Source organism: Streptomyces sp. NPDC079167 (genome assembly GCF_040686735.1).
Lineage (GTDB): Bacteria > Actinomycetota > Actinomycetes > Streptomycetales > Streptomycetaceae > Streptomyces.
In genome coordinates this window covers 108,942-121,636 of the sequence record NZ_JBFBLO010000010.1, presented here as the reverse complement: position 1 = coordinate 121,636, position 12,695 = coordinate 108,942, and the positions used below count along the sequence as shown (strand labels likewise).

The following is a 12,695-nucleotide window of genomic DNA, read 5'->3' as shown; positions in this document are numbered from 1 at the left end:
AATACTGTGCCCATGTGGAAGTGGCGGCTGACGGCCGCGGGGATGAATCTGCTGCTCGGGGTGCCGGGCGTCGTGCCGGTCTGGCTGGTCTGGTACTACCTGTCGAACGGGCCGCTCGCCGACGCCGGATGGACCTCCCGCGAGCCGACGGAGAACGACGGGATGACGCTGTGGCTGGTGATCGTCGTGCCCGTGGCGGCGGTCTTCGGGATCATCTGGTGGCTCGCCAACGACTGGGTGGGGCGCCGTGCCTCGCTGTCGCCGGGTGCGTACTGGACGGCTTGTGCGCTGCTCACCCTTGTGCCGACCGGGGTGCTCGTCGCCGGCTCGGTGTGACCCGGAAACGTGTTGGCCGGGGCCCGGATGCTGCCTATCTTGGCCGCATGGACCTGAAGATCACGACGCTTGCCGAGCGCCCGGAACTCGCCGGCGCGATCGAGGAGATGCCCGACACGTGGCCCGAGTTCGTGCTGGAGGACCTGGTCGGCTGGGCCAACTTCCCGCGCATAGCCGCCGAGTTCCCTGAGTTCGTGCTCGTCGCCACCGATCCCGGGGGTGCGGTGGTGGCCCGGGGCTACAGCGTGCCGTTCGCCCTCGGTGCGCCGGGACGGGGGACGCTGCCGGAAGGCGGCTGGGACCAGGTGCTGTTGTGGGCCTTCTCGGACCTGCGGCACGGCCGCACTCCGGACACCGTCAGCGCGATCGAGATCACGGTGACGACGGGGCGGCTCGGGCAGGGGATCTCCGGGCACATGGTGGCCGCGATGCGCGAGAACGCCCGTCGCCTCGGGTTCCGGGAACTCGTCGCCCCGGTCAGGCCGAGCGGCAAGCACGCGGAGGCCGCGGCGCCGATGGAGGAGTACGCCCGCCGCGTGCGGGACGAGGACGGGCTGCCGTACGACCCCTGGCTGCGGGTGCATGTGCGGGCGGGCGGGGTCATCGAGGCCGTGGCCCCGGTGTCGATGACGGTGAGCGGGTCCCTGGACCGGTGGCGGGCCTGGACCGGGCTGCCCTTCGACACGGAGGGGCCGGTGGAGGTGGAGGGCGCCCTGGTACCGGTGCACTGCTCGCTCGCCCACGGGTACGCCGTCTACGTCGAGCCGAACGTCTGGGTGCGGCACCGGACGGGCTGAGGCCACAGGGCCGGCCTGCCCGCAGGGGGGTGGCCGGCCCCGAAGGTGCCGCGCGGACGGGGCGTTCCGCCCGTCAGAGTTTCAGCTCCCACTGGCTCGCGTCCCACTCGAAGCCGGGGCCGACCTCGACGGTCAGGTTCTTGGCGTCGGCCGGGGCGTCGAAGGCGTACTTCGCCGTGATCTTCTTGCCCGGCAGGACGGTGCCGCTGAAGCCCTCGCCGACCTTGCCGTCGAAGATCTGCTCGGCGTTCACACCGTCCTCGCCGGCGCGGGCGTCGACGCTGACGAGTGCCGCGTCGAACTTCTCCTTGCCCTTGTTCTCGATGACGACTGAGACCGTGTAGGCGCTGTTGCCCTTGGTGTGGCCGATCGCGGACTCGTCGGCGGTGTAGGGGGCCGGTGCGTTCACGGTGATCTCCAGGCCGTCGTCGTACGCCGCGGAGTCCCCCTGCCGCAGGGTGTCGTCCTTGCCCTCGGTGCCACCGGCCTTCGCTCCGTCACCGGCCTTCGCTCCGTCACCGGCCGCCCCTCCGCCTGCGGCCGGCTTCGCGGACGCCGAACTCTCCTCGACCGCCTTGTTGATGTCGGTCACCACGTCGTCCACGGCCTTGAACGTCAGGACCGCTCCGACGACCGACAGGATCAGCGAGACGAGGCCGAGGACCGCGCCGAACGTCGTCACGCCCTTGTTGGTGGCCTCTCCGCGCTTGGCGCGGCCCCGCCCGGCGAGCCCCAGGATCAGGGCGATCAGGCCGAGGATTCCCGCGAGCCAGAAGAAGAACGGGATCAGCCCCGAGACCGTCCCGATGATGCCCAGCACGAGGGCGGCGGTGCCCAGGCCGTTGCGGGCGGGGCGCGTGCCCGGCGTCTGTGCGGGGGCGTACGGCTGCTGGGGGTGCTGCGGCTGCGTGTACTGGGACATGGCTGTGCCCTTCCGGTGGAAACGGGGCTGTGAGCGGAGAGATACGCCGCAGTGGTGTGCGGCGGGTCAATAAGACCATCGACTGTGAACCGAGTGAACAAGGTAATTCGTGTGAACTGCCCGCTCCACGGTGTCGGTATGCTCACCCACACACAGCAGGGACACCGACGTGCGCGGAACGGGAGACAGGCCAGTGCCGGATAACTCGACCGAGGTGACCGCGGCCGGAATCGCCAGACTCGCGGGCGTGGGCCGCGCCGCCGTCAGCAACTGGCGCCGACGGCACGCCGGTTTCCCGAAGCCCGTCGGAGGAACCGAGGCCAGCCCCTCCTTCGCGCTGAGCGAGGTCGAACAGTGGCTGCGCGACCAGGGCAAGCTCGCCGAGGTGCCGCTGCGCGAGCGGGTCTGGCAGCAGCTGACGGGCCACCCCGACGGCGCCGTCACCGCGCTCGTCCACACGGGGTGCGCCCTCCTGCTCGTCCGGGACAGACCCACCGCCTGGCTGGAGATCACCGCCGTCTCGGACGCCCGGATGGCGGGCGTGCTGCCGGGCGCGCTGGACCATGTGCTCGCCGACCGCTTCGGAACGGAACGGGCGGTCCCCACACCCACCGCGTCCGCACTCCTCCCGTCCGTCCCCCTGCTGCGCGCCGCGGCCGAACTGGCGGCGGAGAGCGGCGCCCGGCAGGCATTCGACTTCCTCTTCGGACGCCAACTGGACGCCAACCCCCGGCAGTACACCCTCACGCCCCCCGGCCTCGCCGAGCTGATGGCCGACCTCGCGACGCCGACGGGGGACGCCGCCCGGCGCAGCGGCGGGAAGGGCTCCCGTACGGTCCTCGACCCCGCCGCCGGAACCGGCGCCCTCCTGTGCGCCGTGGGCCGGCCGACGGCGCTCCACGCGCAGGAGGCCGACCCCGACCTGGCGGCGCTCACCGCGCTCCGGCTCGCGCTCCACGCGGGTGACAAGGCCGCCGGACCCGCGCTCGCCGTACGGGCCGGCGACACCCTGCGCACCGACGCGTTCCCCGGCCTCGCCGTGGACGCGGTCCTCTGCCACCCCCCGTTCAACGAGCGCAACTGGGGCCACGACGACCTGGCCTACGACCCCCGCTGGGAGTACGGCCTCCCCGCCCGCACCGAGTCCGAACTCGCCTGGGTCCAGCACGCCCTCGCCCACCTCCGCGAGGGCGGCACCGCCGTGGTGCTCATGCCCCCGGCCGCCGCCTCCCGCCGTTCGGGGCGCCGCATCCGCGCCGACCTGCTCCGCCGCGGAGCCCTCCGCGCCGTCATCGCGCTCCCGGCGGGCGCCGCGCCCCCGTACGGCATCCCCCTCCACGTCTGGGTCCTCCGCAAGCCGGGTACCGGACAGCCCCCCGCCCCCGAACTCCTCGTCGTCGACGCGGCGGAACCCGAGCCCGCCGGTGCGCCGTCCGGCCGGGACCGGCTGGACTGGCCCGCGGTGCGCGCCGCCGTGCTCGACGCCTGGACCCCCTTCGACGTGCCGGGACGCAGCGAGCCCGTCGAGGAACGCCCCGGCACCAGCCGGGCCGTCCCCGTCATCGAACTCCTCGACGACGACGTGGACCTGGCCCCCGCCCGCCATCTCCCACCCCCGGCCGCAGGCGGCGGTGCGGCGGAACTCGTACGCGTACGGGAACGCCTGGACGACACCCTGAAGCTGGCAGCCCGGCTCACCCCACCGCCCGCCGCCCCCTGCGAACCGGCCCGGCGGCCCCTCACCACGGTCGGTGAACTGGCCCGCGCGGGCGCCCTGCACCTGCGCACCGGCACCGGAGCCGGCAGCGGCACGGAGCCGGTCCTCACCGAGCACGACGTACTCTCCGGGGCGGCACCCAGCGGCACGCCCACCGCACCGGCCGCGTCACCTGAGGACGAGCCGCTCCTGCTGGAACCCGGAGACGTCGTCGTGCCCGTACTCGGTGGAGGAGCGGTCGCCCGGGTCGTCGACGAAGCCACCGCCGGAGCCGCGCTCGGCCGCAACCTCCAGCTCCTGCGCCCCGATCCGGCCGCCCTGGACCCCTGGTTCCTCGCCGGCTTCCTCCGAGGCACCGCCAACAACCGGCAGGCCAGCAGCTACGCCTCCACCGCGACCCGGCTCGACGCCCGCCGCCTCCAGGTGCCGCGCCTGCCGCTGGCCGAACAGCGCTCGTACGGCGAACAGTTCAGCGCCCTCGCCGCGTTCGAGGACGCGCTGCGCACGGCGGGCCGGCTCGGCGGGCAACTGGTGCAGGGGATGTACGACGGGCTCGCGGACGGCACGATCGCCCCGGAGTGACGCGAACCACAACGGTTGTGCACAACCAGGGACGGGTTGTCCGTGTCGGTGTATACGCTCACTGAACACGTCCGATCCACGCCCTCCGGGAGCAGCACATGCACGGCTACGGCTATCCGCCGGAGCAGCAGCCGAAGCGTTCTCCGTCCTCGGCCACGCTCGTGACGCTGCGCGTGGTCTTCGTTGCACTGGCGCTGCTGAGCTGTGGACTCCTCGCCTGGGCGGCCATGCTGCGGCTGGCGATCGTCACCCGTAAGCAGCGCGACTGGTGGCTGTTCGGCCTCGTGCTGGCGCTGAACGCCGGACTCGTCGTGTACCTCGGGTCGTTGCCCACGGAGGAAGAGGTGATGACGGACGGACAGGCCCTCCTCACCCTGTCCTGGATGCTGGTGGTCTTCGTCGGCACGGTCACCTACTACCTGTACACGGACATACGGCACTTCGGCCCGTACGGCGGTCCGCCGGCCGGCCCGTACGCGCTGGCCCACCCCGGTCCGTACGCCGCCCCGTACGGCGCCCCGCACCCGGGAGGGCCCGCGTTCCCGCCCGCCGGATCCGGACCACGGCAGACACCGCCATTCCCGGCCTACGGCTACCCGCCCGCACCACGGCAGAGCCCGACGCCGCCCCCGCCCGCACCACGGCAGAGCCCCGCACCGCCCCCGCCCGCCGCACCGTCCGACACCCCGAGGCCCGCCGCTCCCCAGCGCCTCGACCAGGTGCGCGCCGAACTCGACGAGCTGAGCGACTACCTCCGCAAGGAGGGCGACAGCCGGTGAACGGCCGTGTCATCGCCGGCCGTTACCAGCTGGCGACCCTTCTCGGCCAAGGCGGCATGGGCCAGGTCTGGACGGCGTACGACCAGCGCCTCGACCGCAGGGTCGCCGTGAAGCTGCTGCGCCCCGACCGGGTGGCCGGCCCCACCGGCAGCGAGGCCGCCGACGATCTGCGCCGCAGGTTCGTCCGGGAGTGCCGGGTCACCGCACAGGTGGACCACCCCGGTCTGGTGACCGTCCATGACGCGGGCAGCGACGGCGAGGACCTCTTCCTCGTCATGCAGTACGTCGAGGGCGCCGACCTCGCCGACCACCTCGCCGAGCACGACCCCTACCCCTGGCCCTGGGCCGTCGCGATCGCCGCCCAGCTGTGCGCGGTGCTCTCCGCGGTGCACGCCGTGCCGATCGTCCACCGCGACCTCAAGCCCCGCAACGCGATGGTGAAGCCCGACGGCACCCTCACGGTCCTCGACCTGGGCATCGCCTCCGTCATGGACACCGACACCACCCGGCTGACGCACACGGGCTCACCGATCGGCTCCCCGGCCTACATGGCCCCCGAGCAGGCGATGGGCGGCGCCGTCGGCCCGTACACCGACCTCTACGCCCTCGGGGTGCTCCTGCACGAACTCCTCAGCGGTGACGTGCCGTTCGCGGGCTCCACCGCCCTCGGTGTCCTGCACCGCCACCTCTACGAGCCCCCGCTCCCGGTCAGGCACATCCGGCCCGAGGTCCCCGAGGCGCTCGAAGCACTCGTCCTGCGGCTGCTCTCCAAGGACCCGCAGGACCGCCCTGCCTCCGCCCAGGAGGTCTACGAGTCCCTGCGGCCCCTGCTGCCCGCCGGCGGCACACCGGCCGGCCCCCTCGACCCGACCCGCCCCTTCCTCCGCCCGCACGCCCCCTGGCCGGACCGGGCGGCCGTCCCCGCGACGGCGCCCGCCCCCGACCGGCAGGCACCCGCCCCGCCCCGGACGCCGCCGGCCCGGCCCGACGTGGCACAGGCCGTCGACGACGTGAAACGGCTGCTCGGGGAGGGCCGCATCACCCAGGCCGTCGACATCCTCGGGGGGATCCTGCCGGCCGCCGCCCTGGAGCACGGCGAACACTCACCGGTCGTCCGGATCCTGCGCAAGCAGTACGCGGCGACGCTGATGGACGACGGCCAGTACCGCCGGGCCCTCCCGGAGCTCCGCCGCCTCGCCGACGACCGCGCGGCGGAGGCGGGCCCCGCGGACACCCAGGTCCTCCAGTTCCGTTACGACGCCGCGCAGTGCCTGGAGCAGCTCGGCGAGACGGCAGCGGCACTCGCCGAGTACCGCGCCGTCCTCCCCTCCTACGAGAACGGCCACATGACGTCCTCCGGCCCCGGCCGGGCCTTCGACATCCGCCACCGGATCGGCCACCTCCTGCTCGGCATGGGCGACCACACGGCGGGCCGCGCCCAGCTCCAGGCCCTGCTGTACGACACCGAACGCGCCTACGGACCGCACCACCCGCTCCCCACCGAGCTCCGCCGGCAACTGACCCACCACCAGGACGTACGCGGCTCCGGGTGAGGCGGCGGACGGCCGGAAGACGCCTGCCCGAAGGGATTTCGTCCGTGACCCCACACTGACCGGTCCGGAAATCGTTGGTCGAAGCAGTGGCCCGAATCACGTCCACTGCCTAACATCGATCACCGCAAGGCTTTGTGCACTGATGCACAAACTCTCCCCGGGAGGCTCCTTTGCACCGCCGTCGTCGCACCGCGCTCGCCCTCACCGCCGCAACGCTCGTCGCGGCGCCGCTCCTGACCGCCTGTGGCAGTGAGGCCCATCCCGGTGCCGCGGCCGTGGTCGGCGGGGACCGGATCGACGTGGCCACGGTCCAGGCGCAGGCGGCCGACGTGCGCACCGCGCAGCAGGACTCCGAACGGTCCGAGGAGCTGGTGACGAAGTCGGGGCAGCTGACCCGGGTCAAGCTGTCCGGCCTGATCTTCGGACGGGTCCTGGACCGCGCCGCGAAGGACGCCGGGGTGAGCGTCAGCCGTAAGGAGATCCAGCAGATCCGCAGCGCCGCAGCCGCGCAGTCCGGCGGGGACGAGGGGGTGCGGACGCTGATGCTGGAACAGCGCTGGGTGGCGCCCGGCCAGATCGAGGCGAGTCTGCGCCAGGAGGTCCAGCTCCAGAAGCTGGCCCAGTCACTGGGAGCCGATCTGCAGAACCCCACCGGGGTGCAGGCGGTCGGCGAGAGCCTCACCAAGGCGTCGAAGGCGCTGCGGATCGACGTCAACCCGCGCTACGGCAGCTGGGACAACCAGAAGGTCCAGCTCAGCACCTACAAGGCCCCCTGGATCAATCAGGTCACGCCCGTCCAGGGCCAGGAACCGGAGGCCGGCGCCTGACCGGTAGGTTCGGGGTGTGAACGCTGAAGACCCCGGCCGTATCGTCCTGCTCACCGCCAGCCACCGGGTCGCCCCCGGTCTGCTGTCCTGGCCCGCCTGGCAGACGCTGCACGCGGCGGACCGCGTGCTGTGCGCCGAGTCAGGCCATCCGCAGCTGCCGTATCTGCGGGAGGCGGGCGTGGCCGTGGAACACACCGCTCCCTCGGCCGAGGAGCTGGTGGACGACTGCGCGGGCGGCCGGACCGTGGTGGTGCTGGTGGGCGGCGAGGGAAACCAGCCGCTCACCGACGGCCTGGCCCGGCTCGGCGGTTCGGGCCGGGTGCAGATGCCGGACCTGGAGCTGCTGCCGGGTTCGTACGACCTGCCCGGCGCGCGGCTCCTGGACCTGGTCCAGGTCATGGACCGGATCAGGCTCGAATGCCCGTGGACCTCGCAGAAGACACACGAGGGCCTCGCGAAGTACGCCATCGAGGAGGCGTACGAACTGGTCGAGGCCATCGAGGACGGCGACCGCGAGGAGCTGCGCGAGGAGCTCGGTGACGTACTGCTCCAGGTCGTCTTCCACGCCCGGATCGCCCAGGAGGACCCGGAGGAACCGTTCGGCATCGACGACGTCGCGGCCACGATCGTCGAGAAGCTGATCCACCGTCATCCGCATGTGTTCGGCGACGAGACCGCCGAGACTCCGGAGGACGTCCACGCGCACTGGCTCCGTACGAAGGCGATCGAGAAGCAGCGCGAGTCGGTCACCGACGGGGTGCCGCTCGGCCAGCCCGGCCTGGCGCTGGCCGCCAAGCTCGGCGGCAGGGCCCGTGCGGCGGGCCTCGACGCCGCGCTCCCCGAGGGCGACGGGATCGGCTACCGGCTGCTCGCCCTCGCCGTGCGCGCCGAACAGGACGGCACCGACCCGGAGGCCGCCCTGCGGGCCGCCGCCCGCGCCTACCGGGACGCGATCCGGTCGGCGGAGGGCCTCGGAGGGCCCGGGACCGCTCCGGACGGCGTCGAGGAGTGAACGACAGCCCCGGGACGACTCCCACGCCCGACGCGGCGCCCGAACTCTTCACCTGGGAGTTCGCCGGGCCCGTGCGGCCGGGGGCCCTCGCAGGCTCGCCTCCGGGCCGTCACTCAGGAGTGAACTCCACCGGCAGCGTGCGTAGGCCGCGCATGATGAGGCCACCCCGCCATCGCAGGTCGTCGGGGCTCGTGGCCAGCTGAAGGTCCGGTAGACGACGGAACAGGGTCGCCAGCGCGGTGCGGCCCTCCAGCCGGGCGAGCGGAGCTCCCAGGCAGTAGTGGATGCCGTGCCCGTACCCGAGGTGCTGGTTGTCGCGGCGGGAGAGGTCGAGGGTGTCGGGCTCCTTGAAGCGGGCCGGATCGCGGTCAGCCGCAGCGAGTACGACCAGGACCGGATCGCCCTCGTGAATCTGCTGTCCGCCGATTTCGAGTGCCTCGGTGGCGTAGCGCCAGGTGGCAATTTCCACCGGGCCGTCGAAACGCAGCAGCTCTTCGATCGCGGTGTCCAGGAGGGCGTCGTCACCTCGGGCGACAGCATTCTGGAAAACGGAGCGCTGCGCGGGGTTGTGGAAGAACGCGTGTGCGCTGTTTCCGATCAAGTTGATGGTTGTCTCGAAACCCGCAAAGAGGATGACGAAGCACATGGCAGCGGCCTCGTTCTCCGTGAGGTGCTCGCCGTGGTCGCTCGCCCGGATCAGGTCGGAGATCAGGTCGTCGCCGGGATTCTTCCTCTTCCGGTGGATCAGTTCGGCGAGATAGCTGCGGATCTTCTTCACCGACCGGGCTACGCCGCCGCGAGGGCCGCCACCGTGCCGGATCATCATTCCTGCCCAGTCCCTGAATTCGTCCTGGTCCTCGCTCGGGACTCCGAGCAGATCGCAGATCGCATAGATGGGCAACGGGAACGCGAAATCGTGGATGAGGTCCGCCTCTCCCCGGTCGGCGAAGCCGTCGATGAGGCGGTCTGTCAGCTCCTGCACGCGCGGTGCGAACTCGGCGACTCGGCGTGGGGTGAACGCCTTGGACACGAGTCGGCGCAGCCGGGTGTGATCGGGGGGGTCGATGTTCAGCAGGTGCGTCATGAGGTTGGCGCTGCGTTCCCCGGGGATGCCGGTCTTGCTCTTCCCCTGTGCGTCTTCGGCGTGGTGTGCCGGGTTCTTCGAAAGGCGGCTGTCGGCGAGGGCCTGCCGGGCATCCGCGTAGCGGGTCACCAACCAGGCCTCGACACCGCTGGGCAGCGTGGTGCGGTGCACGGGGCTGTGCTCGCGGAGCGAGGCGTACGCGGGATACGGGTCGGTGGCGAACTCCCATGTGAAGAGTTCCGGCGACGGGGTGTGGTTCACCTGACGACGGTATCCGGCGGGCGCATTCGTGCCACCCCCCGCCCTGGCTCTGCCCGACCACGAGGGGCGCCCATCCCTGGGCGCCCCGCCGTTCTCCACTCTGCAGCCGTACCGGCCCTCGCCTTGTGCGGGGGCCTTTTTGCGCGACCTTTGTCAGAAGGCGAGAAATCGCGAAACAATAGGAGGATTTGATGATTATCTTGTATGCGTTCCGGAGGGTGATGTCTTCATATTCCCACGAAAGGTGCTGGCGATCCTTTCGCCTCCTCTGTGAATCGCCGACTGAGGTACGCTCCCCATAAAAATGCACCGGCCCCAAAGCGCTTGGCTGAGCGCGATGAGGCCGGGACCTTCCCGGCGGTGACCCAACACCCCGGGGACGGAACAGTCTGGGAGGACTGAACATGCCCATTGTGGCACGCCCGTACCTGCATGCGCCCGCTGCGATCGTGGTTGCGAAGTACACCCGCGTTTCCGCCCCGGAGCAAGTTGACGGCTTCGGCCTCGAAGACCAGGACAGAATTTCCAACGGGTGGCTCGATCGCCGCCCGGACGTCACTGTGTACGACGAGTATGTTGACGAAGGGGAATCCGGTGCCTTGGAGACCCGCCCGGAGATGGGGCGACTCGTTCGCGATGCCCGCCAGCAGTGCTTCAACCGCATCCTCGTCCCCAGGATCGACCGCATCGGCCGCACGGCCCGCGCTGCTTACCAGTGGGCGTGGAGCATGGCCGACCTCGGCATCCACTTCATCTCCGTGGACGAAGGCATCGATACCAGTACGGACTCCGGCTGGTCCCAGTTCACGCAGTACGTCACCTTCTCCGAGCGGGAGTGGCGACGCATCGCGCAGCGCACCTCGGCCGGCCGTGAACTGAAGATCAGCTACGGGGGCTGGCCCGGCGGCCCCGCGCCTTACGGCTACACGAGCGCCAAGGACACCTCCTGGGTCGGGAGGCGCCGGAAGGAGTTCAGCGTCCTCGTCACCGACGAGCACGAGTCCATGGTGCTCGCCGTCGCTGTCGAGCTCATCACCGACCAAGGCGCGAGCCTCACCAAGGCCTGCGACGAGCTCAACAAGCGCAAGCTCTTCACCCGTAGCGGAGTGCCCTGGACAGTCGGAAACCTACGCAACCGCCTTTACAGCGAGACCATTCACAACGGATACGTGGTCTACCGCAAGACTGACCGAGGCAGCGGAAGGAACACGACGCTGCGCCACGACGACGGCACTCCTGTCCATGGCGACCAGCTGAAGATCGGCGTGCCCGCCATCTTCAGCGAGGATCGCGCCCGGTGCCTTATGGCGGCGCTGAAGAAGCTTGGCTTCCAGAACGGTCGTATCGGCGACCAGGTCTATCCCTTGAGCGGACGCATCAAGAGTGTGTGCGGCGAGGTTTACACCGGCGCCGGCCGCCGCGGTGAGGATGCACGCGCCTATCGGTGCAGAGGAATGATCAACGGGGGTGAGCCGTGCGGTGAACCGTCCTTCAACGCCGCTGAGATCGAGGATGTGGTCTGGGCCGAGTTGTCCAAGCTCATGAAGGACGGAGCGGGTCTACGGGCGATGGCGGCCGAGCGGGTGAGCGGCGTGCCTGGTGACAAGGAGAAGTACGAGGGGCGCGTTACCGAGTTGGCCGGCAGGATCTCGGCGCAGCAGGACCTCATCGACCAAAGGGTTCCTGAGTACGTCAAGGCCGGTGTGGACCCGGTCGTGCTCAAGGCATCCGTGAGAGAGCTGCAACAGGAGCTGGAGGAATACCGCAGGCAGAAGACCTTCGCGGAGCACTGGCTGGAGGAGTGCGCCGCTGACGAGCGTCATGCGCGCGACCTCATCGAAATTGCGGACTGGACTCGTCGCGGCCCCGACAGCATGACGTTGGAGGAGCGCAGGGAGGTCTTCGAGATGTTCGACATCAGAGTCGTGCCAGGTGCGATGGAGGGCAGCGCCAAACCGGGTGTCAAGTGCGCGGTGAGCCAGTGGCACTGGGAGACGGGGACGCTTGTTCCGCCGGACCCGACCGACGAGGAGTGGGAGGCAGTCCTCGCGATCCTGCACACGTACTTCGACGCCAGAGCCAAAAAGCACTTCATGACGAAGCACGACATTCGTGCCCAACTCTGCGGCATGCTTCACCGTCTCCGGCTCGGCCTGGCCTGGAAGGACATGCCCCTCACCTGGGGGCCGATTGACCCCATGAGGTCGCGCCAGCTCAAGTGGTGGCAGAAGGGTGCCTGGCCTGAGGTCATGGAGTCCCTCGGCGCAGACAAGAGGGGAGTGGTGGCATACCGGCGACCGACGCTGCCTCAGCTCGCTGTCATCGGTCAGCTTCGGCCCGGGGTGCTGGCGGTGGTGCGGACCGGCGAGGGCCGGACCGTGAGCGCTGTGCCCGAGCTGGTCTAGGCGGATACCCCTGCGTCACCTCCTTCTCTCCGATGTCGGCCCGATCGTGTCGTGGCATCGAGGGGCTGATGCACTGCGCCGACCGGCACCCGGAGCGGTTCCAGGATGCGGACAGTCTGGATCTCGCACGCAGTGACAATCAGCACCTCGGATACGGGCACGGCATCCACTACTGCCTGGGGGCGCCGCTGGCCCGGCTGGAGGGTCAGGTGGCGTTGGCGACACTGCTCAGGCGCCTTCCCGACCTGCGGCTTGCCGCGGAACCTGCCGATTTGCGCTGGCGCGGCGGGCTCATCATGCGCGGACTGCGCACACTTCCCGTGGAGTTCGATCCAGGGAGCCCGGCCGAAAGAGGTGACAGTCTGTCAACTCTGTGACTTTCACGTGATCTCCGCTGCATCGACTTGTGACACACGTTCG

General features: G+C 70.6%; 10 protein-coding genes and 1 pseudogene. 9 read left to right on the top strand and 2 right to left on the bottom strand.

Translation table 11 applies throughout. The features are described from left to right. Positions 1-12: 12 nt before the first annotated feature. Together AB0P41_RS21885 and AB0P41_RS21880 are read left to right on the top strand one after the other, a co-directional pair. Positions 13-336: a hypothetical protein gene (locus AB0P41_RS21885; RefSeq protein ID WP_356709632.1), complete on the top strand. Its 324-nt coding sequence runs from the start codon at positions 13-15 to the stop codon at positions 334-336. Positions 337-383: 47 nt separating this feature from the next. Beyond that, on the top strand, positions 384-1,133 hold the full coding sequence (locus AB0P41_RS21880) for an N-acetyltransferase (protein ID WP_356709630.1): 750 nt from the start codon (positions 384-386) through the stop codon (positions 1,131-1,133). Positions 1,134-1,206: 73 nt separating this feature from the next. Here AB0P41_RS21880 and AB0P41_RS21875 read toward each other — a convergent pair whose 3' ends face one another. After that, entirely contained in the window at positions 1,207-2,055 is an 849-nt protein-coding gene (locus AB0P41_RS21875) for a DUF4352 domain-containing protein (RefSeq protein ID WP_365933615.1), read from the bottom strand. 193 nt (positions 2,056-2,248) lie between these two features. On the opposite strand from AB0P41_RS21875, the gene AB0P41_RS21870 reads away from it, so the two are divergent. The 5 genes from AB0P41_RS21870 (at position 2,249) to AB0P41_RS21850 (ending at position 8,525) form a co-directional block, all read left to right on the top strand. Continuing rightward, on the top strand, positions 2,249-4,354 hold the full coding sequence (locus tag AB0P41_RS21870; protein ID WP_365933613.1) for an N-6 DNA methylase: 2,106 nt from the start codon (positions 2,249-2,251) through the stop codon (positions 4,352-4,354). Positions 4,355-4,452: 98 nt separating this feature from the next. Continuing rightward, a complete protein-coding gene (locus AB0P41_RS21865) occupies positions 4,453-5,133 on the top strand; it encodes a hypothetical protein (protein ID WP_365933611.1) in 681 nt (226 codons plus the stop codon). Further along, entirely contained in the window at positions 5,130-6,686 is a 1,557-nt protein-coding gene (locus AB0P41_RS21860) for a serine/threonine-protein kinase (RefSeq protein WP_365933609.1), read from the top strand. The genes AB0P41_RS21865 and AB0P41_RS21860 overlap by 4 nt, the downstream gene beginning before the upstream one ends. 170 nt (positions 6,687-6,856) lie before the next feature. After that, on the top strand, positions 6,857-7,513 hold the full coding sequence (locus AB0P41_RS21855; RefSeq protein WP_365933608.1) for a SurA N-terminal domain-containing protein: 657 nt from the start codon (positions 6,857-6,859) through the stop codon (positions 7,511-7,513). A 16-nt stretch (positions 7,514-7,529) separates the two neighbouring features. Next, entirely contained in the window at positions 7,530-8,525 is a 996-nt protein-coding gene (locus AB0P41_RS21850) for a nucleoside triphosphate pyrophosphohydrolase (RefSeq protein ID WP_365933606.1), read from the top strand. Positions 8,526-8,634: 109 nt separating this feature from the next. Here the strand turns inward: AB0P41_RS21850 and AB0P41_RS21845 are convergent, their stop codons facing one another. Next, complete coding sequence (locus AB0P41_RS21845; protein WP_356709616.1) at positions 8,635-9,870, bottom strand: cytochrome P450; 1,236 nt, start codon at positions 9,868-9,870, stop codon at positions 8,635-8,637. Positions 9,871-10,274: 404 nt separating this feature from the next. Between AB0P41_RS21845 and AB0P41_RS21840 the strand changes: the two genes are divergently transcribed. Then, positions 10,275-12,275, top strand: a complete 2,001-nt coding sequence (locus tag AB0P41_RS21840; RefSeq protein ID WP_365933604.1) for a recombinase family protein — start codon at positions 10,275-10,277, stop codon at positions 12,273-12,275. Positions 12,276-12,352: 77 nt separating this feature from the next. Continuing rightward, positions 12,353-12,652 (top strand): annotated as a pseudogene (locus tag AB0P41_RS21835) (cytochrome P450); the annotation flags it as partial. Between the last annotated feature and the right edge of the window lie 43 nt (positions 12,653-12,695).